We start from the raw sequence: 22464 nt of genomic DNA, 5'->3' as shown, positions 1-22464 counted from the left end.
CCAACACGGGGCGAATCAAGTCGGCCGATTCGAAAGACCTGTTCACGACACGATGGAAGCGTCGCCCCCGGCCGCGTCAGGGATTTCCCGCGAAACAAGCCAACAAAGCGAAAAATGGCCTTTTCAATCCGCGCAAGGCAGTCCGCAAAGGCAGGTCAGTACCATCTGCGGTAGCGGATGGCTGACGATCGGCATACCGGCTTGATGCCGATCGGTCCGCTGCGGCCGGAGACTGCCGCGGCCAGCCATCCGCTACCGCAGATGGTACTGACCTGTTTTGAAATCGTGCTGCCGGATCCGGGATAAAAGTGTGCCGCGGACGGGGCCGTTGGTGGTATAATCTGAACATACTTTCGCGAACATCTTTGACAATTCAGACCATCAAAAAATAAGTATTGAAGGAGTAATTCATATGGATGCTAAATTAGACAAAAGAGCAGATCTTGCCGGTCCGGGAATCGGCAATTATACGGAAGTCGAAAAAGTGCTTCCGCAAGATTACACGTCATTATTGAATCCGAAAGAAACACAGGAAGCGATCACTGCCGTCAAGCGTTTCATCGAAGACGGATTGTGCGAGGAACTTAACCTGATCCGCGTCGAAGTGCCTCTGATCGTCGATGTCGACAGCGGCGTCAACGATTATCTCGATCGCGACGGCTCGCGCACGCCGGTCGGTTTTCATATCAAGAACGACAACGAACTGAATCCCGTTGATGCGCAGGTCGTGCAGGCGGCGACGAAATGGAAGAGGGTCGCGCTCAAACAGTTCGGAATGGATGTCGGCGAGGGACTCGTGACCGATATGCGCGCCGTGCGCAAGGATTATTTTCTCGATCACGACCACAGCGCTTACGTCGATCAGTGGGATTGGGAAAAAGCGATCTCGGACGATCAGCGCAGTCTCGATTTTCTGACGAAGACCGTCGAAGGTATCTGGAAAGTGATCAAGGGCTCGGAACTTTTCATTCAGGATAGATTTCCGCAGCTCAAGACCAAATACCCGAACCTGCCCGACAAACTGACGTTCATACACGCCGAGGACATCCTCGAAATGTACCCCGACCTTCCGCGCAAACAGCGCGAGACGGCGATTCTCCAGGAGTATCCGGCGGTCTTCATCTACGGTATCGGCTGGACGCTCGCCGACGGCTATCCGCACGAGATGCGCGCTGCCGACTATGACGATTGGGTGACGCCGACGGTTTCGAAAGAAGGCAAGCCGATGCACGGACTGAACGGCGACATTCTCGTCTGGAATCCGGTCACGAAACGGCGCCACGAGTTGAGCTCGATGGGCGTCCGCGTCAATGCCGAGACGCTTCGACAGCAGCTCGAGATGACTAATCAGCTCGACTTTCTCAAGATGCCGTATCATCAGGGCGTGATCTCGGGCGAACTGCCGCTGAGCATCGGCGGCGGAATCGGACAATCGCGGACGGTTATGTCGCTGCTCAAAAAAGCGCATCTCGGCGAGGTTTCGGTGACGGTATGGCCGAAGGTCCTGAAGGACATCTGCCGGGCGAAGAATATCTTTGTTTTAGAGTAGACGGTAGACGGTAGTCGGTAGTCGGTAGTCGGTAGACGGGAGACGGTAGTCGGTAGACGGTAAACGGTAGACGGAAGACGGTGGACGGGAGACGGGATGACGGGAGACGGTAGTCGGTAGACTAACCAAACTCGACTCTCGATTTGCCCATCGCAAATCAGACTACCGTCTCCCGTCTCCCGTCTCCCGTCTACCGTCTGCCGACTACCGTCTACCGGCTACCGCCTACCGTATTCCGTCTCCCGTCCACAGTCTCCCGTCTTCTGTCCTTGCCTGAAATAGGTTGACCGTTTTTTGAGTTTAATTTCAACTCAAGGAGCGAACAACTATGGCAAATTTAAGTGAATATGAAAAGCTGACGGTCAAGGAACGACGCAACAGGACTTTCAGTGAAGAGTTCAGGCGAAAGAAAGTGGGTGAGATCGAGCGTTGCGTCACGTCGGTCAGTGAGGTGAGCCGCGAATATCAGGTTTCCCGATCTGCAATATATGCATGGATGCGTCAGTATTCACGTATGAGAAAAAAACAGGAGCGGCTTGTGCTGGAGAGTCTGAGCGACACGAGAAAGATCAAGGCGTTGAAGGAAAAGGTGAAAGAGCTGGAGCAGGCTGTCGGGCAGAGAGATACAGATCGATTTCTTTGACAAGATGATCGATCTGGCGGAGGAAGAGTACGGCATTGATATTAAAAAAATGTACTTCAAAGCCTCCGGTGGTCTGGTCGAACCGGGAAAGGCACGGGCACAAAATGAATCAGCTGTATCGGGCAATGGGTATCAGCAAGCAGGCGTTTCACCAGCATACGGAACGTCATCTCAGGATGTTGGAAGAGCAGGAGCAGCTTCTGCCGGTGATCGCCGAGATACGGCGCGATCATCCGCAAATGTCGTCGCGCGTCATGTACGGGATGATAAGGCCGATGCAGTTTGGCAGAGACCGGTTCGAGCAGTTTTGCTTTTGCACGGGTTCAAGATCGAGCGGAAAAGGGCATATCACCGCACGACGGATCCGCGCGGGGTGACGCGATTTGACAATTTGATTGCCGGATTCGAGTTGACGGGTGTAAACCAGGTTTGGGTCAGCGACATAACCTACTACAGAATAGGCGAAAGGTTCTATTACCTGACCTTCATTATGGACCCCTTTCTCAAGACGGATCGTGGGCTATGCGGTCTCGGACAACCTGATGACCGAACACACCACGCTGCCGGCAATACGGATGGCGATCGCGGGTCGCCGGCCCGCACCTGGTCTGATATTTCATTCGGACGGCGGCGGCCAGTATTACTGCAAGGAATTCGTGAAACTGACCCAAGCCTGTAATATGAAAAAACAGCATGGGCACGAGTGTCTATGAGAATCCGAATGCCGAACGCGTAAACGGAACTATTAAAAACAGTTACGTCAGATTCTACGGGCCGGAGAATTTATCCCAGCTAAGGCAGATGACTGAAAAGGCGGTCAATATGTACAACAATTACAAGCCGCATACGGCATTGAACTCCTTAAGCCCCGATGCATTCGAAAGGCAGCAGGAACGAGTTTTCTTAGGCATGGAGGGTTCAAAAGTAATTGAAGAAAAGCCGGACAATAAATGCCCGGCTCCGCGACAAACTACTTCGTCACCCGGAGGTCTATCCCTGGTGAGTTGCTCTCCAGCATTGCTCACTCCGTTTCGATCTCCGAAACGAAGGTATCCGATATTTTGACGAAAAAGCAAACAAATGTTTTCTAGCAAACTCAAAAAACGGTCAACACTATTCAGGCATTGACATTCCGTCCACCGTCTACCGTCTACCGTCTACTTCGAGCTACACTGACACATGATCAACGTTCGAGAAACTTTCGGCGACATCGACATTTACGTCTTTGATCAGATTCAAAAAGGCCGTTTCCGGCCGGGAATGAAGATTCTCGACGCCGGATGTGGCGGCGGGCGCAACGTCGTCTGGTTCCTGCGAAACGGTTTTGAAGTTTTCGGAATCGACGTCGCTGACCGTGCCATCGACGACATCCGCGTGCTCGCCAGGTCGCTCGCGCCCGACTTGCCGTCCGAGAACTTTCAAGTCGCCGGGCTTGGATCGATCCCGTTTCCGGACGCGAGTTTCGACTGGGTGATTTCGAGCGCGGTTCTGCATTTTGCGCAAGATCGGGCGGAATTCGATCGGTGGATGACGGAACAGTGGCGCGTTCTCAAGCCTGGCGGAATGTTCCTCGCGCGGATCGCATCGTCAATCGGGATCAAGGATCTCCTGATCCCCACCTCGAACGGCCGATTTCTGATGCCGGACGGCACCGAGCGGTTCATCGTCGATGAAGAGATCCTGCTTGAATCAACCGCGAGGCTCGGCGCGCAAATGATCGAGCCGATCAAGACAACGAACGTCCAGAATCTTCGCTGTATGACGACATGGGTCTTGCAGCGTGGGGTTTGATCGGATTCGTCTCCGAAGGGGACCGACGACAAAACGAGCGGCTGGTCCGCGGAAAGCGAAGCGATCGTACATTCTGCCCAAATTCGCGTGATAAGCCCTCGTAGAGGGCGCCAGCGTGTAGCCCGCAGCACCAGCTGCGGGGATTCCAACGCCGGAAGCATTGAGCCCTCGTAGAGGGCGACAGGATGCACGACCTTGATCAGCGTAACCAAGTTGTATGATTCACCCGCTTCTGATTCCGAGGTTCGCATTCTGTCGCCCTCGACGAGGGCTCGATTGATCGCCCGGCGCTTGCCGCAGCTGGCGCTGCGGACTACACGCTCACGCCCTCTACGAGGGCTTATTCGAAATCCGAAATGATCTGAGAAAGATCTTCATTTTTTTTCATTTGTATTCCTGTGTGATAGGCTTTTGGATGCAATTAAGTTTTCAGCGGAGCGAGAGCTGAGAGTTGTTCACAGTTGAACATTACGCTAAAACCTGATGCGGATAATGCCGACGAAGGGAGAAAAACAATGAAAAAAGTTAACGAATCAAAAAACAAAGAACTTACCAGCGACGAGATCAGATTTCCCAATTCCACGAAGATCTATGTGACGACGAACGGCGACACGCGCAACGATGCGAAGGCCGAACTGAAAGTGCCGTTTCGCGAGATCGCGCTCGCGTCGACGCGCAACCAGAACGATGAACTCGAACAGAACGCGCCGATCCGCGTTTACGATACGAGCGGCGTTTACACCGACGAATCCGTCAATTGCGACATTCGGGAAGGCTTGCCCGCGCTCCGCCGCGATTGGATCGTCGGCCGCGGCGACGTCGAAGAGTACGAGGGCCGCGAGGTAAAGCCTCAGGACAACGGCTATTTGACGAAAGGCGCGGAAGCGTTTGGAGTTCCGTCTTCAGGCGGCCCTCTTAAGAATCTCGATTTTCCGGGCCTCAAACGAGCGCCGCTGCGCGCAAAGGCGGGCCACTGCGTGACGCAGATGCATTACGCGCGCAAAGGAATCATCACGCCGGAAATGGAATACGTCGCGATTCGCGAAAACCTCGGCCGCAAGATCGCCTTCGAAACTCTCGCGCAGGGCGCGGTCGACGATCGTTCATCAATGCTTCATCAGCACAAAGGCGAATCGTTCGGGGCCTCGATCCCTGAGTTCGTGACTCCCGAGTTCGTCCGCGATGAGGTTGCGCGCGGTCGCGCGATCATCCCGTCGAACATCAATCATCCGGAATCCGAACCGATGGCGATCGGCCGTAATTTTCTCGTCAAGATCAATGCGAACATCGGCAATAGTGCGATTACCAGTTCGATCGAAGAAGAAGTCGAAAAGATGCGCTGGTCGACGCTTTGGGGCGCCGACACGGTGATGGACCTTTCGACCGGCAAAAACATACACGCGACTCGGGAATGGATCCTGCGCAATTCGCCGGTTCCGATCGGGACCGTGCCGATCTATCAGGCGCTCGAAAAGGTAAACGGCAAGGCCGAAGACCTGACCTGGGAGATCTACCGCGATACGCTGATCGAACAGGCCGAGCAGGGCGTCGATTATTTCACGATCCACGCGGGAGTCCGGCTTCCCTATATTCCGATGACGGCGAACCGGACGACCGGAATCGTCTCGCGCGGCGGCTCGATAATGGCAAAATGGTGCCTCGCCCATCACGAAGAGAGTTTTCTCTACACGCGCTTCCGCGAGATCTGCGAGATTATGAGGACGTACGACGTCGCCTTTTCGCTCGGCGACGGACTGCGTCCGGGCTCGATCGCCGACGCCAACGACGCGGCGCAGTTTGCGGAGCTCGAAACGCTTGGCGAACTGACCAAGATCGCCTGGGAAATGGATTGCCAGACGATGATCGAGGGCCCGGGCCACGTCCCGATGCATCTGATCAAAGAAAACATGGACAAGCAGCTCGAGGTCTGCGGCGAAGCGCCGTTCTACACTTTGGGCCCGCTGACAACCGACATCGCTCCGGGGTTCGATCACATCACGTCGGCGATCGGCGCGGCGATGATCGGCTGGTTCGGCACGGCGATGCTCTGCTATGTGACGCCGAAGGAACACCTCGGTTTGCCGAACAAAAAAGACGTCAAAGATGGCGTCATCGCCTACAAAATTGCCGCCCACGCCGCCGATCTCGCCAAAGGCCACCCCGGCGCGCAAATGCGCGACAACGCCGTGTCAAAAGCGAGATTCGAGTTCCGCTGGGAAGACCAGTTCAATTTGGCTCTGGACCCGATCGTCGCCAAAGAATTCCACGACGAAACCCTCCCCGCCGAAGGCGCCAAACTCGCCCATTTCTGCTCAATGTGCGGCCCGCATTTCTGCTCAATGAAGATCACGCAAGACGTACGCGAATACGCGAAAGAACAAAACGTCGAAGCGGAAAAAGCATTGGCAGTCGGAATGGCGGAAAAAGCTGCGGAGTTTAAGGCAACCGGAAGCGAGATTTATCACGGAAATCTGCCTGATGGGGCGAAGGAGCATCATTAAAATCGGTGTTAATTCTGATCGGGTCCTGTTTTTGCAGAGATGATTAAGTGAAAACGCCGCACTTTGAATTCCGTTAAGTAGATAGATTTACAAATACGAAATAATAATACTGTTTTGGACAGAATTATAGATTTAGGTAAACGGTTTTATGCAAAATACTTTAACTAAAATCATTCAGCAACAAATTACTCTCTTCCTGATACTGGGAGGTTTAGTGCTTATCATATCCGCAAGTGCCTTTCATTTGGAGCTATTTAAGGTGAAATGGGATCACGTGATGGCAGAGGTCGGCGGTTTATTCCTAATTGTAGGCACATTACATTGGTTATTTGAAAGTCTTTTGAAAAAAGAGATGCTAAAAGAAATAGCCATTACTGCACTCGGCAGTGCAAGAATCTATGAAAGTGGTCTTGTTGATTGCTCGTTAAATTCAAAAAGTATTTCCGAAAATCATTTTTGGATTGCTTCAAATGAGTTAATAATTGGTGTTCATTATTCGTCTAGGTTTTTGGAGAATATTCACGAAGTTTTGAGAGAAAGATGCTCTAGTAAGAAAATCACACAAATCTGTTTTGTAAAGCCGGATTCGCCTGCCGCCGATTACTTAAAGGACAGTGGATCTGGTTTGGCAGACATTAAAGCAGGAATCGACCGCATCTCTCACTTAAAAGATTCTTGCGTCACTAACCCCCAAAAAATTGAATTTTTTCGACATGATCGTGTCTTGAGATATTCTTTCATATACACTGAACAAAATGTTTGGATAAAATTCTTCACCAATAGTAAAGGTAGAACGGAAGTTCCTGCATTCAAAATAGATAGAGGAACTCCATTATATCGTTTTTTCGAAAATGATATTAAGACGCTTTTGAAGCAGGCAGAGATATGGAAAAACAATTAAAAGATGTTTTAGAAAAGTGTATAGCAAATGTTGGTCTAGATGTGACTTTAGATACTCTTAATAATCTTTCGTCGTTTGCCACGGATGAGTTAACTCTTACAATAATTGCTAATGCAGGTGTTCATGTAATTCCCCCAAAATATCTACGTGGTGAATCTTATTCCGCATCTCATGGAAACATGGATTTCTCAACCCAAGAAGTCTTGTTAGTAACATATAAAGATATCCTATCTAATCTGGCAAAAAAATTGCATGAGAAACCATGGTCTAAAATTTACTTAATTCCAACAGGTCATTCAACATTGGCGTTACAAATCAAACTGTTTGTTTATCATATTTTGCGGATAGATACGATAAATTTATTTTATCATAAAGGCGAGTATTTTGAATTAACGATTAATCATCGAGAGGTAGTTCTTGATGAGAATAAATAATTCAAATTAGTCACTTTATATTCTTATGGAGTTAGAATAATGAATCTTTCTAACGTTGAGTTAAATGAATTTCTTGAACAATTGGAATATCTTGTTTCCGAAGCTGGGTCTACAACCGATGTAGATGTTCAAAATGTTGCCAAGTCTGCTTGGTGGAAGCTAAGTTTACTCAAGAGTTTCCAAACAGATAATAAATCAAATAATCCTTTTTCGATTGATAAAAGTCTTTTACTTGACTATATCGCCTATTTGGATACGGAAGAGAGAAAACTGGGATACAAAAAGCCCGCTGATATTTACCATCTTGATGTTTGGCTTACAAAATACGAAATATTAAGTGGACCCCATTGTCCAGACACGAAAACGCCTTATTTAAGGTGGATCGCCGCCGGGGTTTTGTAGCCCAGTGACTGATGGCCGCGTTCGTAGTTATAGAACCGAAAGTAAGCATCCAAGCCGGTTCTGACCTCCGGAACGTTGCCATAGTCTTTCAAATAAATGTCCTCGTATTTGACCGTTCTCCACAATCTTTCAACGAAGATGTTGTCGAGCGCCCGTCCGCGCCCGTCCATGCTTATCGCCACTTCCGCATCGATCAGCATTCCGGTGAATGCTTCGCTCGTGAACTGGCTGCCCTGATCCGTGTTGAAGATCTCGGGCGTTCCTTGCGCCAGCGCCCGTTCAAGTCCGCTGACGCAAAACTCGGCATCGAGGCTCACCGACAGTTCCCAGGCGATGACAAACCGGCTGAACCAATCGAGAACCGCCATCAGGTAAACGAATCCGCCCCGCAGGCGGATGAATGTGATGTCGGTGCTCCAAACCTGGTTCGGACGATCGATGATCCTGTTCCGCAACAGGTACGGATAGATCCTGTGGCATACTTCAAATCAGCCTTCGACAGGAACTCATCAGAAGACGCTCAGGTCAAGGTTGGAGCTTAAAGCGAGATTCTTCACGGTTTCGATACGTGTCGGTTTCTGGTCGGCGATCCGTTCTCTGGCTAGCTCTTCTTGACTGCCAATATCCACGAGTCTTTGCTTTTCCCCAGGAGAATCTCGATTCTTGCAGATGTAAACAAATTGTATTACACTTACCTCATGGCACGTTTACTTCGATCGGATGATGACGCCTATAATTTCATTTGTCGGTACTTCATGCTAAATGGCAGAGCGCCGTCGTTTCAAGTAATTGCGGATGGTTTGGGGTTTGCATCGAAACGATCTGTGCAGTTAGTCATTGATCGACTTCGCGATTCGGGGCGTATAAGTAATTCCAAGGGAAAGATAGAACTCGTATTATCTACTGCCGATTTCGGCGGTGAACGTACAGTCCCGGTTCCGCTCGTTGGAACGGCATCCTGTGGTGCATTAGCTTTCGCTGAACAGGACATCGAGGATTACATTGATGTCTCAACAATGATTGCAAAACCGGGCTCCAAATACTTCATTTTGCGGACAAAGGGTGACTCTATGAATTTATCGGGAATAGATGATGGCGACCTTGTCTTGATTCGACAACAATCATCAGCCACCGAAGGACAAAAGGTCGTTGGACTTGTAAATGATGAGGCCACGATCAAACATTTTCATCGGGAAAAAGGACTGGTAGTCTTGCGTCCGAATTCTACCGACAAGACTATCCGTCCAATTATTTTGTCGGAAGGATTCTCTGTTCAGGGCGTTGTTATTGCGACATTGCCTAATCCGTTTTAAGAGGAGACGTTTATACAGACATGCAAGCACAAAGAGTATTAAATTCATCCGACGTTAATAAGGCATTTCGCGATTTTTTGAAAGATGCCATCAATCTTGATGGTGATGATGTCAGCACCGCACGCTCTAGCCGCGATTGGCTTTTCGGTCAGATTGCGGGCTTTCAGAATGACTCGACCTTTCCCAAATCATATTCGGAAAACAACATTGCCTATGGATCGTTTGCCAGACGGACGAAAAAGAGACCGTTAGATGATATCGACGTAATGGTTTGTCTTCACGCTCAGGGATCAACTTATGATCAATACACGACGCCGTATCAGATCACGATAGGCCAAGACAGTAATCTGCATGGCCTTTGTCATGACAATACACGACATCTGAATTCGACAAAGGTTATTAACAAGTTCATTCAGAAACTATCAGGCGTTCCTCAGTACTCGAAAGCCGATTTGAAGCGCAACGGTGTAGCTGCAGTACTATCGCTCACGTCCTACGATTGGTGTTTCGATATTGTCCCCTGCTTTATGACCACCGCTGAGAGCAATGGTCGAACGTACTACTTAATTCCGGACGGAACCGGACATTGGATGAAGACCGACCCGCGAATCGACAAGAATCGAGTTACAACGATTAACCAATTGCACGACGGCAATATATTGAACGTAATTCGAATCATTAAGTATTGGAATAGAAGACCGACGATGCCATCAATGTCGTCGTATCTGCTTGAACAGATGATTCTTGACCACTACGATGCTCGGTCCGACACCGCGAGTTCTTTTGTGGATCTGGAAATTCCGAGAATTCTCAGCCATATTCAGTTCGCCATCCACGCCTCTGTCCTCGATCCTGCAGGTATCAAGGGTGATTTGAACAACGTGACTTGGGCGGATAGGCAAAAAATATCTGACACGGCGAAACTTCACGCCGCTAAGGCAAATGAAGCTCGACAATTGGAAGCGGACGGCGATCAGGCCGCTTCGATCAAGAAATGGGCTGAGGTTTTTGGAAGTGAGTTTCCTGTATGAGTGAGTGCGAAGATCGCCAACTGACGATTAGACAGGTGTGTGCCTGCTATTTCGATAGAACGAAATGGTGGTGGTGGTTCAGTTTATCGCTCAAGGTTGGTGCTTTCGCACTTGGAGTCGTAGCTATACTGTGGCCCCAAATGGGGGTTTGGGTCGCAGGCGTCGTTGCGGTTCTCCTTTTTTCCGCGGAGGCTTCAAACATTTGTACTAATCACTTTAGATCGATTGCTGAATCTTTTCTTCGCAAGCTCGATTTCAAGAACTCGTTCGGCTGGACAATCTCGAATACAGAAATAGCAGATGCCGTCGCAACTCTACCAAAACGTGTTCGAAATCGACTTGCGAACAATAGTAAGCCTGACGATTATTTCGCCTCAGTTGAATCTGAAGGCTATCGTCGGGGAATGCAGAACCTTCAGGAGTCGTCTTGGTGGAGCAAACTTTTGGCACAATCAATGTGTAAAATATGTGTGTCGTTAACTGTGGCCCTCGTTAGCTTTTCAATTGGAATGCTTTTTGTGAGCTTTTGGCTTGTATCCTCAGTGGAGCCGCTAACAGCGATTAGTCGGGTTGTAATATCTATCCTGATGTTAGTTGTTTCGCTTGGCCTTATACCACTCTCGATAAACTACAACACGTTTGCGAATAAATCGGAAAAATCGCAAACGAGAGCGACTGAGCTTTTGAAATCGAATTCGGATGACAATGAAACTCAGTGTATTAAGGCGCTCAATGAGTATCACCTCGCACGGGCTGCGTCACCGTTAATTCCCACCCTTTTATGGAGAATGAAAGAAGGTCACCTTAATGAAACATGGAAGCTGTTTGTCGCCGGCCAACGATAAAATTAGATTTCACGAAACCTTTCTTTTCGCGGGCCACTTTTTTGTTATGGTTCTATACCTCTTACAAGCAGCCGCACCTGCGGCTACACAGGTAATCACACAGGCGGAACAGAATGTCGCAGATAAGCCTTTTTCGTTGGATTGGGGCAATGTTCTTTCCGGTCTTATTGGCGCGGTCATAGGAGTAGCCTTAACACTCATCGCTGAGTTCTTTATTCGTAAATACGAAAGGAATCGGGACAAGAGAGAAAGGCAGCTCGTTACGTTTCCTCACTCAGAAAGAAGAATTGATGAAAAGATTTTTGATGAACTCAGCCCCGGACACGCAATTGAATTAATGAAGGCCGTATTGGGAACCCCCAATAAGATTTTTATAGACACCCCCGTTTTCACAACCGACTTCTTTTACGATAAAGAGACGGGTGTTGAACTGGAGTTCGATACTGAGTATGCGAAGGAAAAGCACTCTGAGCGACATCACGAAACAACTGCCTACTTTTATGATTTTAAGAACGCACAGGTCAAGATAACATCCAAGAACCAAGAGACCATCGATAGTCTGGCAGTTGAGTACAAAGACACGCCGTTGCGTGTCCCGCAACTGGGACTCGGTTGGGACGATGAAACTCCACTTGTGCTTGGGGAATCTAAGGTGACTGCCGAGCTTGTTGACGGCTGTGCATTGTCATATGAACGAAATATGAGATATGGCGATTCAATTGTGATACGGCTTTATACCGGGGCGCCACTTTATTCTTATTATACATATTTCGGATATCCAGATTGGGCCGATGGTGCTGAGCCTGACCCCGAAAAACCTGAAACCTTTATTGGAGGAATAATAACTGGAGTTTGCGTGCACATTGAAGAACATAGGTGCTACATCATAAGAGGCTATGATAGCCTTTGAACCGATGTCTTTGGTCCTTTCAGAGGGGACCGAAATCCTCAAAAACATCGTCTGTCCGTCGGGATTCTCCCGACGCTATTGCCTGCGTCCCCTTCGGGGACAGAACCGTACCGCCGATCGTTCATCTCTATTGCATTTGTCCCTTTCATGCATTTGTGTCTTTCAGGAACAGGGGGCGAAAAAGTTATCGATTACGCGGTCTTAACAAACTTGATTTCTATGGTTCCTCAACTTCTCTATTGTTTCTTCAAGAGGTTGTGATTCAAGTATTTGCAGTAATTCAACGGCAGTTTTTGGTGGATTTTTCAAGCTCTTCAGTTGTCGTGCAAATGCTAAATTGAATTTTTCGGCGTTGGCATCGAATAGTTCCGAGAGTAATCTATCGGGCTTGATCGCTTTGAGATTGTGAGTTTGCAAAATGTCGTTTGGGAAATCGCGTAGGTTAAAGGTGAGAATAATTTCCGCGTTGGATTTGATTGCGGCGGCTAAAACGTGGCGGTCATTTTCGTCGGGCAACGTAATTCTATTAATCAAATGCTGATAGTTTTCCACCAAACAATCTCGGATGTGAGTATTCATTAGATCTCTCGTGCGATTGAGTTGTTTTTCATTCAAATCTGGACGCATTTCCAAGACATTCCGGATCCACTCAGCGTGAATTTCGTTTGTCCAACGGGCTTGAAAAACATCCAACAACGCGAGGTGCATCAAAAAATCCCGAAGCGGAGCGGGAAACAAAACGCACGCATCAAGAATTACAATCGCCGACTTCAACTAATATCCTAAATCGAGTTCTTGGGCTTGCTCGGCAAGTTTGGCCAATACTTTCAGGCGTTTATCGTCAATCTTTTGTTTATACGAAATTAGATCTTCAAATCTGACACGACGATGTTTGCCGACTTTGCGAAAAGGTATTTCGCCCGTTTCCAGTAATTTAACTAAAAACGGACGCGATACTTTCAAGAAATCTGCGGCTTGTTGTGAAGAAAATTCGGTGGGTTCGGGTGTAACGGCAACAGTTTTTCCTTTGGCAATGTACGACAAAGTTTTCGCCAAAATCTTCGTAACCGCCAAAGAAAGTTCGACGTTTTGATCATCAACGACCAATGTTGCTCTCTTTTTTCCCGATAATATCTTTTGTCCATTTTGAGCCAACGCAATTTCACTGTTAGTTAAAGTCATAAAACCACCTCAAGACAGATACTATCACAAACGAAATAAACGAAACAAACGAAACACGCTCTGCTCGGTGGGGTTCGGGCTTCGGAAATCGCTGGTCTGCGGGCGTTTTTAGTCCACGCCAAAGAGGAATCGGCAAAAGCATTCTACGAAAAACTCGGTTTCGAGGATCAGCGATTATTCGTCGGGATTCTCCCGACGCTATTCCATTTGTCCCTTTCAGGGACAGTTGTCAGCAGAATCCGAGAGAAAGATCTTGAGTCCATTGAGGAACTGATCCTATGATCGATCGTTGGATGAATGCTGTTGATGGTCCCTGAAAGGGACCGAGGTAATAGCGTCGGGCCCGACGACCGAATCGCAGAAACAATTCCGTCCCTGAAAGGGACGCAGGAAATTCGATTGACGCCCGCAGCGACAATTCAATCGGTTGTAGGTTCATCCCAGATTTCCCGCCGAGACATGAATTCAGCTACCAATTCCTGCGTCCCTTTCAGGGACGAAAACCTAACTCGCCGTTCATTCGTCGGGATTCTCCCGACGCTATTGCATTTGTCCCTTTCAGGGACAGCATAATGAGTCGTTCGTTTTTCGGGAAAATCGGAGCGGCGAATTGAAAATGATTTCTTTGCCACGTCTTTCGACAAATCCGGAATTCAATCGAATAGTCGATGCTCACTGCAGGTCCCTGAAAGGGACCGAGGCAATAGCGTCGGGTGGAACCCGACGACCGGATCGCAAAAATGATTTCCGTCCCTGAAAGGGACGCAGGAAATTCGATTGACGCCCACAGCGACAATTCAATCGGTTGTCGGTTCATCCCAGATTTCCCGCCGAGACATGAATTCAGCTACCAATTCCTGCGTCCCCTTCGGGGACAAAACCGTACCGCCGATCGTTCATCTCTACTGCAATTGTCCCTTTCAGGGACAGGGGGCGAAAAATTATCGGTTACAGGGTCTTAACAAACTCGATTTCTATGGTTCCTCAACTTTTCTATTGTTTCTTCAAGATGTTGTGATTCAAGTATTTGCAATAATTCAACGGCAGTTTTTGGTGGATTTTTCAAGCTCTTCAGCTGTCGTGCAAATGCTAACGTTCTTTCTGTAAATTCGATCTTTGACGGTTCCGAACCTTCGAGGTCCGCGGCGGCGCCGCTGGAGGCCCGAACGAAGAATCCGTCGTCAGGCTCGTCGCATCGATCCTGATGGAAACCACGATTTGATCAAGGCGAAAAAGACGCTTGTGCAAAGATTGGCCGATGATCGCCGTCTGCTTGAGGCCGATTATTTCGCGGGCCGCGATCATTCGACTACAGAGCAAGTTGAGTTTTGGATGAAAGAACTGCAGACTCCTGAACTCCTGACCGAACTTGCAACCGAGCATCCCGAACTCGCGAGAGTGGTCGCGGAAGTTCGTCCGCTCGTGAGATCTGCGTTGGAACCGGATGAAGATCGTCTGGGCTTGGAAATCGGGGCAGAAGAACGAGCCGATCGCGAAGCCGACCGAGAGTATTGGCGGCCGTTGAAGGCCGAACTTGAGCAACTGCGGCCACGAGTTAATTTTCCGCAGCAATCTGCCCGAAGGTGCAAAAGAACATCATTGGAATTGTATGTGTGAAATATAACGTCAATTCGTCCGGCCGTTGAAATGACAAAGACGCAATTTGCTCTATTGACTTAATCGCACAGCGTGAAAATGAACGCCGCGAGTTTATTCGGCGTGTTGCAACTTCAGGCGAATGCTTTGTCGCCATTGGGGGCGACAAAGTTATCGGGTACGCCGTATTAAACTACATATCACCGCGGCTTTATTGAAATACTTTACCTCCCGTATTGTTAAATTCGCAGATACGCTCGCGCAACGAATTGGTAGATGCTTAACTTTTGCCTTTCGGCTTCACCAGACGCAAACTCCAGGTGATCTTTGTCTTTCCATCCGGCATATCTTTCGAACCTGACAGCGAATCCCGATTCTTGGCATCCGTTTTTCCTTCGACGGTAAAACTGGATGCGGGAATTTTCTGTTCAGGTGAACTCTGGGCATCATTTAACGGCGGTTTTTTTTCGTCGCAACTCGATTCCGCTCTGTTCGTCTCGACTTTCGTCACCATCGTTCCACTCGGACTTTGTACAGTGATCTTGTAAAAACCGTCATTGTCAATTGAAACATAAACCGGCAAAGTATCGGCTCCGCCGCCCAATTGAGTTACGGTTTCGGAATAATTCAGACTGTAACCTCCCCAAAAAGGATTTCGCCCCGGCAAACGGCACCGGACTTCGCCGTTCGTTTCGTGTTTCTTTTCGGAAACCATACTCGACCGCATCCAGACTCGTGCCATTGCATTGTTTGCCGAAACGTCGCCGCCGGGCTTTGGCGGCATAAGTGATGCAATAATTGAATTTTTTGCCGTGTAAGTTTCGGTTTTGGTTCGTTTCGTATTCCTCGTGCTCGCATGGGCCGCACCTTCATCGGTTGTCACTTTCGATTCATTCCAAGTGAATTCATATTTGACCTCGCCAACCCAGTGCGGTTTGCAGTTGTCGGCAAGACTTGAACCCATCTGACGGACGATGCTATCGGCAATCTGTTTTGCATCAGTGCCTGTCTGACGGGCCATAGTTTTGCCGGTTTGCGGATCCATCACGAAAACGTTGTAGAATGTTGAACCGCCGACTCCGGGCGTTGCCGAAACGCTCATAACATAGCTTGCTCCCATCAGATTGCCAATATCGGTCAAAACCTGCTGTGGATCGCCGCCTTCGAGTATATTCTTCTCGCGCTCACTCTGTATGACATCACGAATATCCTGGTCGTCCATCGTATCAACGCAAGGTTTTTCGCGTTGCAGAGCAGATTCGATCTCGCTTCTGAGATTCGACGTGGCATTTTCTCCGCCATTGGCTTGGGTGGTGTTATCGTGGATGACGATCGATGAACCTCTTTGATTTTGGGCAAAACCAGAGATAAAAAGGAGTAACGAGATAGCTAAAGTTCCTAGTAGTATTCTCAATGCTTTGACCTCCGTTCATTTATTTTCAAAATCGAGATTGAAGAAATTGTTTGATCTCGAAATTAAGGAAACCTGAAAATCATTTGATAAACGACCGGGTTAAGTTTTTGCATTACCGTGTTATCCGAAGAAAATCCGTTGTCGCCCATGATCGATTCATATTCCTTTTCAGATATTTTCTTAAACGATTCTGAACCTAGACGCAGTGTGACTTTTTGACTTTCATCTCCGAAAATTCTTGCTAGTTTTCCTTTATCCCAAGAATAAACTGTGCCGCCGTAATCCCAGGCAAAACCCGCTAACGTAAATGACTTTCCGTTGATTCTTTCGAGAATTTTCAAAGATGTTCCCAAACCTATTCCATCGGTCGTTTTCCAAATACTGCTTTTACCGGTCAGTTGAATAAACTCGGGGTTTCGTTTGGATCTCTTGTTTTTCCAAACGATTTCGATCTTCTTATTCGAATTGTTTGGGAAAATTACGGTTCCCGAAACCGTCTCGCCTTCGCCCAAGCCGACCCTTGTGCTTCGGACATTCTTACTGCCATATATTCTCTTTAATTGGCTTTCACTGATGCGGGAAGTTATAGCTCCGGCTCTTATTCCCGGAATAATTTGAAAATCATTTTGAGCGAACGTGGCTGAGACTCCAAAGATGCAAATCAACAGACAACAATTGAAAAAATATGCGCAAATCCCCGGTTTCATAGACACCTCCTGATTACAAAGATTTATGTTTCCCCCATCTATAATATAAACCCGTTTTATACGTTTATCACTTTTGGGGGGATAAAAAGGTGAGCGAAGCGGTGCGAACCTGAACGGGCAGATACGCACCGGTTAGCGCTTTTGAATACAAATTGAATTGCCGGAACTCTCCCAAGTCTCAACCCTCAGAGTCCACCCGAGCACTCTTGAACGCAAATCTGAGATTCAAGTTTGGCGACGACCGAGATGGTTGGATAAATGTCACCGAAGTGGATTGATTTGAATCAGCGCAGAAGGAAGTTCCTATTTTAAGGTAAATTTTTTCCAATACCGCAAAACTCCGGCCGGCTAAAATCGCCGTATGGAAAATCGATGGAGGTTTGCGAAAGATCGTTCAAGCGCAGAAAGTGGGAATCCGGCAAATTTTATTATGAGAAGAAAACAAGCAGTATTTATCGTCGTCATTCTTCTCGGTCTGACAAATTACGCAACAGCGCAAACAAACCCGAGTCCGATCTTTTATCACAATCCGCACTGGTCATCGGATGGCAAACGGATTGTTTTTGAGTCAACAAGAGACGGCAAATCAGCCATTTACACAATTTCTTCCAACGGCTCAAATCTCCGCAAGCTGACCGACGGTAATAGTGCGGATGGACAGCCACGCTGGTCGCGTGATGGGAAAATGATCGTTTTCTATTCCGAACGTGACGGTCGCTTGCAGTTGTATGTAATGAACGCGGACGGATCGAATCAACGCAGATTGACGGATTCCGGCTCTTTGGATTATCTACCTGATTTCTCTCCTAAGGGTGATCTGGTGGTCTTTCAATCTCGAAAGGAACGTCCGGGAATCGCCCACGATATCTACGTGGTTCGTGTCGATGGAACCGATAGAACCCGTTTGACCGATGAACGGAACGGTTACACCAGCCCCAAATGGTCGCCCGATGGAACGAAGATTCTCTTTGAACGAGCGATCGTTACCAAAAGATACTATCGCGACCTGTCGAGAGAAGAAATGGGGCAGATGAAGAATTCAACCGAGATTTTCGTCATGGATAAAAACGGTACGAACCTGAAAAACCTGACCAATAACGAAGTCGAAGATTCTACGCCGCAATGGTCCAGGAGCGGAAGAACCATCTACTTCATGTCGAGGCGGGACGGTTTGTTAAATGTCTATGCGATGAAAGCGGACGGAACAAAAGTCCGCAAAGTTGCCGACGGGAAAATCGTGACCAATCCGTTCATTTCGCCTGATGAAAAGCACTTTGCGTATACCAAGGAAGTTGAAGGCAAATGGGGGCTTTACGTTTATGAAATCAAGAGTGGAAAGGAACGCCTTTTAATTGGCTGAAGAGGTTAGAGATAAACGATATGAAACTAATTACAGGTGTTCTGTTCGGATTGGCAATCTGCAGTCTGATGATGAATGGGACCATTACTGCACAAAAAGCAAAGGTGTATTCCGAAAGAACACCGACGACTTTTGAACGTCCCTCGTTGGTCAAGAAATATCAGAAGACAATTTCGCCTGAATTTCTAGCGTCACATCTTGGATTCCTCGCTTCGGATTTTTTTGAAGGTCGCGGAACCGGTACGCGCGGACAGCGTATGGCGGCGGAATATCTGGCGTCACAATATCGGCAGATGGGGCTTTCGCCAAAAGGAAATGCTCAACCAAGTCCGATGTCGCCAAAGCATTATTTGCAATCCTTTTCGCTTTATCAAGTCAGACCAAAAGAAACCCGTTTGGAAATTGTCGCCAACGGAAACAAGGTTTCAGAGAGTATTTTTTCAGACGGAAAGCACGACGATCTATCGTTCTATAAAGGCGGCGGCGTGACGGACGCAAGTGGCGGAGTTGTGTTTGTAGGTTACGGAATTGCGGATGATGCGCTTGAATTTAATGAGTTTGCTGCCCTTTCTGCCAAAGGAATTTCGATAGAAGGCAAATGGCTCATAATGCTCGCAGACGAGCCCTTGTCTGATGCTGAGACAAGCCTTTTGCCAACTGACGGTAATAAAATTTCCCGTTGGACCACGGGATTTGTCGAAAAAAGAGTCGCTCGGTGGAATGCGGGTCGTCCGAAGGGGATTCTGGTCGTCAGCGATTTGAGTCCGCGGAACAAATCCGCATTTGCCGAAGCAGCCGCAACAGCGGCTCTGAGCTTTCAGCTTCGCGGCCCTTTGTCGTATTTCCAGCCTGAGCAAATTCCGCCAACATTCAATATTTCAGCCAAATTTGCCAATCAGATCCTGGCTTCTTCGGGGCAGAGAATTGAGAACGTCAAACAACAAATCGACCAAAGCTTACTGCCCAAGGTCTTTGAGGTCAAAGATGTTGCCGTTATCTCGAAAGCAGTTCAAAGTCCGAAACTGGATACGGAAAACGTCTTGGCATTTATCGAAGGCTCGGATCCAAAACTAAAGGACGAAGTCATTGTAATTTCAGCTCATTACGACCATCTCGGCATCGATCCTCAGCTCAAAGGCGACCAGATTTTCAACGGAGCGGCGGATGACGGAACCGGAACGGTTGCCACGCTTGCGCTTGCCGCAGCATTTATGCAGGCAAAACGCGACGGATTTGCCCCGCGCCGTTCGATTCTCTTCGCCAATTTCACCGCCGAAGAAACCGGCCTTTTGGGCTCGTTTTACTATACAAATGTTGATCCGCGGATTCCTTTGGAAAAAACGGTTGCCAACGTCAATATGGACGGAGTCGGCGGAACGGATTTGAAGAATCCAACCGGGAGCCGGGACTACGTTTACATCACCGGCGCAAGAAATCTCTCCGAAGAATTGATTGAAATAAACGGAAGAATCAAGACTGTAATGGGGAGTACGCTGAATTTAACTGATGGCGCAAGTTTCGGTTTCGCCTCCGACGACAGACATTTTCGGGGACAATTGATCCCTTATATTTACTATTCGACTGGTCGCACCGAGTATTATCACACGGTTGGAGACACTCCCGAAACCATTGACTACGAGCACTTTGCGCGAGTTGTGCAACTGATCTTTGCCAACACCTGGCAAGTCGCCAATCAACAATCACGAATTACGAGCGTTGACCGCAGCAAGTTGAAAGTCAACGGCTATGCTTGCGAAGAATGCGGCTTGGAATGCGATCTCGAAACAAGGAAAAGGCCTTTAGCCGAACCGGGAGTTTGCCCGGTTTGCGGGATGAATTTAGTGCCGAATTATGTGCTTTCGAAATAATGGCTAAGGACAAATTAAGATAACGGAGAATCATGTTGGATGTTGCGCCGATTCGCGCAGACACCCGTTTCGAAACGGATTCCGGCAAGGTTGCCAAAGACACGGATTGCAAAAGATGACGTTAAAGATATGCGATTTGGCGATGATTAAGAAGAACCGAAGAGGCTCAGTGAGCCGGAAGATAATCTCATTGTTTGTCTTGATGCTGACGGTCTCAAGCGCAGCATTTCCACAATTTAAGAACTGGAATGGACTCGATTTTGAAGTTCCGGCTACGTCAAATACCGATGAAAACTTCTTTAACCGGGACAACAAGATCTACCGGCCGGGCAGGGAGTTCCTCTTTTCCTACACATTTAGCAAGAACGGCGAAAGTTCGTATTGCAGAATTCCTGAACGAGGTGATAGCGATCGAAAAAAATGGACTTTTGTTGATCCGAAGAACGCGGATTCATTAACCATTAAGTTCATCGGAATAAAGGTACTTGACGGCTATGGGGGACTGGAAAGTTTGTTTCCTGATTACAGCCAAACCGTTATCCAGCAGCGCTATTTTTCGGCAGATGAAAGCCTGTTAGTCGAAGGGACAACCGGGCTTGCGGAAAATCGGGCAAATCTCTGGATCCACCCTTTCCGAGCCAAAATGTTCTCTGTGACGCAATTAAGTCCGTTTCCGTTTGTAAAATTTCCCCTGAAAATCGGGAAGCAATGGAAATGGAAACTTGAGGATATTCAGGAAAGATGGTCGGATCCGAGATTCGTCGAGTATGAGGGCACGTTAACCGGCAGCTATGTTTATCAAATTACAAAAAGAGTCAGGCTCAAAACTTCTATTGGAAAGCTAGACTGTTATGTTATCGAATCAAAAGCGACAAATCGCGTGGGAAGCGCTTTGCTAAAAGGCTATTTCAACCGCAAGTTCGGATTTGTTCGATTGGAATATACAAATATTGACGAAAGTACTTTAACAATTGAGCTTGTTCGAGTAACAAACTGAACATCAGGTCGATTTATGGTTTGAGCACTCGCATCCGACTCGATGCGTGAGCGCCCATTCGAGCCTGCCATGGGCGTTCGGGTTCACCGGCGACATATCGCCGTCCTGGAATGCATCTAATTTTTTGTCGATGGCAACGTTCCCCGATTTGTCCCGGGCCGTGCGCTTCTCAAACACCTATCTTTCTTTGTCGAATTGTTCGGTCGGTATCTCGTGTATAATTTGGAAATTGCTTTACAAGAATGGTACTGGAATTTCGGAGAAAGTTATGAAATCAACGTTGATATTGTTGACGATTTGTCTTTCGGCGATCGTCGCCGTAGCACAGGACAACGCGGTCAAGGTTCCGGCCGATGTCAAGCCGTTTGTCGAAAAGGGAATGAAAGCGATCGCCATCGAAACGGCTGATTTGAACGGCGACGGAAGAAAGGACTTCATCCTGGTTTTGGAACCGGAAAAGTCCGAGGGCGAAGAGACCGAGGCGGAACGCCCGCTTATCATTCTTGTTCGCGACAAGAACAACAAATTGTCCGAAGCGAAACGCAATGACAGGATCGTGATGTGTTCGCAGTGCGGCGGTGTTTTCGGGGATCCTTTCGCGGGAATCACTGTCGGCCGCAACACCTTTACCGTCAATCACTACGGCGGTAGCGCCTGGCGCTGGACGGCCGATTACAAGTTCAACTATTCGCGCATCGACAAAACCTGGCAATTGGTCCGCATCGAAACAACGTCCTATCACAACGTCAGGCCGATGAACGAAACGCTCAAGAAAACGGTTAAGACACCGCCGAAGGATTTCGGGAAAGTCGATATTGCCGATTTTGATCCTTCCGATTACGAAGATACTGAGGAGACCAGCCAGAATTGATCCGCGATTTTCAAGACCGCGGATTTCTCGACTCGGGCGATTGCGAACCGTGTGAAATCAAGGTTCGGCAGAGGCAGATTCGTGCCATTTTTTTCAACAATTGACAAAACCGCGGTCACATTTGATAATTTGGATGGACATTGTACACC

Annotated in this window: 19 protein-coding genes, 2 pseudogenes and 1 riboswitch; of the genes and pseudogenes, 16 read left to right on the top strand and 5 right to left on the bottom strand. The window is 48.2% G+C overall.

What is annotated here, in order from left to right:
* The first annotated feature begins 412 nt into the window (after positions 1-412).
* From IPN69_04460 to IPN69_04425, 8 genes and pseudogenes are all read left to right on the top strand, one after another.
* Positions 413-1549 (top strand): aspartate--ammonia ligase, encoded by a 1137-nt coding sequence (locus IPN69_04460; GenBank protein ID MBK8809965.1) that lies wholly within the window; start codon positions 413-415, stop codon positions 1547-1549.
* A gap of 328 nt (positions 1550-1877) precedes the next feature.
* Entirely contained in the window at positions 1878-2192 is a 315-nt protein-coding gene (locus IPN69_04455) for a transposase (protein ID MBK8809964.1), read from the top strand.
* A gap of 104 nt (positions 2193-2296) precedes the next feature.
* Positions 2297-3080, top strand: a pseudogene (locus IPN69_04450) (IS3 family transposase).
* A 291-nt stretch (positions 3081-3371) separates the two neighbouring features.
* Positions 3372-3983, top strand: coding sequence for a class I SAM-dependent methyltransferase (locus IPN69_04445; GenBank protein MBK8809963.1), 612 nt, complete (start codon positions 3372-3374; stop codon positions 3981-3983).
* Positions 3984-4404: 421 nt separating this feature from the next.
* Positions 4405-4507, top strand: a riboswitch (TPP riboswitch).
* Positions 4499-6484 (top strand): phosphomethylpyrimidine synthase ThiC, encoded by a 1986-nt coding sequence (gene thiC, locus IPN69_04440; protein ID MBK8809962.1) that lies wholly within the window; start codon positions 4499-4501, stop codon positions 6482-6484. (Overlaps the previous riboswitch by 9 nt.)
* Before the next feature lie 148 nt (positions 6485-6632).
* The gene (locus tag IPN69_04435) at positions 6633-7385 is read left to right on the top strand and encodes a hypothetical protein (GenBank protein MBK8809961.1); all 753 of its coding nucleotides are present in this window, start codon (positions 6633-6635) and stop codon (positions 7383-7385) included.
* The gene (locus IPN69_04430; GenBank protein MBK8809960.1) at positions 7370-7819 is read left to right on the top strand and encodes a hypothetical protein; all 450 of its coding nucleotides are present in this window, start codon (positions 7370-7372) and stop codon (positions 7817-7819) included. Before IPN69_04435 ends, IPN69_04430 begins: the two co-directional genes overlap by 16 nt.
* 39 nt (positions 7820-7858) lie before the next feature.
* Entirely contained in the window at positions 7859-8221 is a 363-nt protein-coding gene (locus tag IPN69_04425; protein ID MBK8809959.1) for a hypothetical protein, read from the top strand.
* Here IPN69_04425 and IPN69_04420 read toward each other — a convergent pair.
* Positions 8188-8697 (bottom strand): annotated as a pseudogene (locus IPN69_04420) (IS3 family transposase). The gene IPN69_04425 and the pseudogene IPN69_04420 sit on opposite strands and share 34 nt — an antisense overlap.
* A gap of 222 nt (positions 8698-8919) precedes the next feature.
* On the opposite strand from IPN69_04420, the gene lexA reads away from it, so the two are divergent.
* From lexA to IPN69_04400, 4 genes are read left to right on the top strand one after another with little or no spacing between them, the layout of a single operon-like run.
* On the top strand, positions 8920-9534 hold the full coding sequence (lexA, locus tag IPN69_04415; protein ID MBK8809958.1) for a repressor LexA: 615 nt from the start codon (positions 8920-8922) through the stop codon (positions 9532-9534).
* A 20-nt stretch (positions 9535-9554) separates the two neighbouring features.
* A complete protein-coding gene (locus IPN69_04410) occupies positions 9555-10565 on the top strand; it encodes a nucleotidyltransferase (GenBank protein ID MBK8809957.1) in 1011 nt (336 codons plus the stop codon).
* Positions 10562-11410, top strand: a complete 849-nt coding sequence (locus IPN69_04405; GenBank protein ID MBK8809956.1) for a hypothetical protein — start codon at positions 10562-10564, stop codon at positions 11408-11410. The genes IPN69_04410 and IPN69_04405 overlap by 4 nt, the downstream gene beginning before the upstream one ends.
* A 46-nt stretch (positions 11411-11456) precedes the next feature.
* The gene (locus IPN69_04400) at positions 11457-12320 is read left to right on the top strand and encodes a hypothetical protein (GenBank protein MBK8809955.1); all 864 of its coding nucleotides are present in this window, start codon (positions 11457-11459) and stop codon (positions 12318-12320) included.
* A gap of 201 nt (positions 12321-12521) precedes the next feature.
* Here the strand turns inward: IPN69_04400 and IPN69_04395 are convergent, their stop codons facing one another.
* The 4 genes from IPN69_04395 to IPN69_04380 all read right to left on the bottom strand — a co-directional run bounded on the left by IPN69_04395 (position 12522) and on the right by IPN69_04380 (position 17219).
* Positions 12522-13094: a PIN domain-containing protein gene (locus IPN69_04395; protein ID MBK8809954.1), complete on the bottom strand. Its 573-nt coding sequence runs from the start codon at positions 13092-13094 to the stop codon at positions 12522-12524.
* A complete protein-coding gene (locus IPN69_04390; GenBank protein ID MBK8809953.1) occupies positions 13095-13502 on the bottom strand; it encodes a helix-turn-helix domain-containing protein in 408 nt (135 codons plus the stop codon).
* Between the two features lie 1876 nt (positions 13503-15378).
* Positions 15379-16320 (bottom strand): hypothetical protein, encoded by a 942-nt coding sequence (locus tag IPN69_04385; GenBank protein MBK8809952.1) that lies wholly within the window; start codon positions 16318-16320, stop codon positions 15379-15381.
* Between the two features lie 254 nt (positions 16321-16574).
* Positions 16575-17219 carry a hypothetical protein gene (locus IPN69_04380; GenBank protein MBK8809951.1) on the bottom strand — a complete coding sequence of 215 codons (645 nt, stop codon included), beginning with the start codon at positions 17217-17219 and terminating at the stop codon, positions 16575-16577.
* Positions 17220-17580: 361 nt separating this feature from the next.
* Here IPN69_04380 and IPN69_04375 point away from each other — a divergent pair, with 361 nt between their 5' ends.
* The 4 genes from IPN69_04375 to IPN69_04360 all read left to right on the top strand — a co-directional run bounded on the left by IPN69_04375 (position 17581) and on the right by IPN69_04360 (position 22315).
* Positions 17581-18579: a PD40 domain-containing protein gene (locus IPN69_04375; protein MBK8809950.1), complete on the top strand. Its 999-nt coding sequence runs from the start codon at positions 17581-17583 to the stop codon at positions 18577-18579.
* 20 nt (positions 18580-18599) lie between these two features.
* Positions 18600-20447, top strand: a complete 1848-nt coding sequence (locus IPN69_04370; GenBank protein MBK8809949.1) for a M28 family peptidase — start codon at positions 18600-18602, stop codon at positions 20445-20447.
* 142 nt (positions 20448-20589) lie between these two features.
* Positions 20590-21444 carry a hypothetical protein gene (locus IPN69_04365; GenBank protein ID MBK8809948.1) on the top strand — a complete coding sequence of 285 codons (855 nt, stop codon included), beginning with the start codon at positions 20590-20592 and terminating at the stop codon, positions 21442-21444.
* 268 nt (positions 21445-21712) lie between these two features.
* Complete coding sequence (locus tag IPN69_04360; GenBank protein MBK8809947.1) at positions 21713-22315, top strand: hypothetical protein; 603 nt, start codon at positions 21713-21715, stop codon at positions 22313-22315.
* The last annotated feature ends 149 nt before the right edge of the window (positions 22316-22464 follow it).

Source organism: Acidobacteriota bacterium, assembly GCA_016715115.1.
GTDB lineage: Bacteria > Acidobacteriota > Blastocatellia > Pyrinomonadales > Pyrinomonadaceae > JAFDVJ01.
This window is presented reverse-complemented; position numbering and strand designations above follow the sequence as displayed.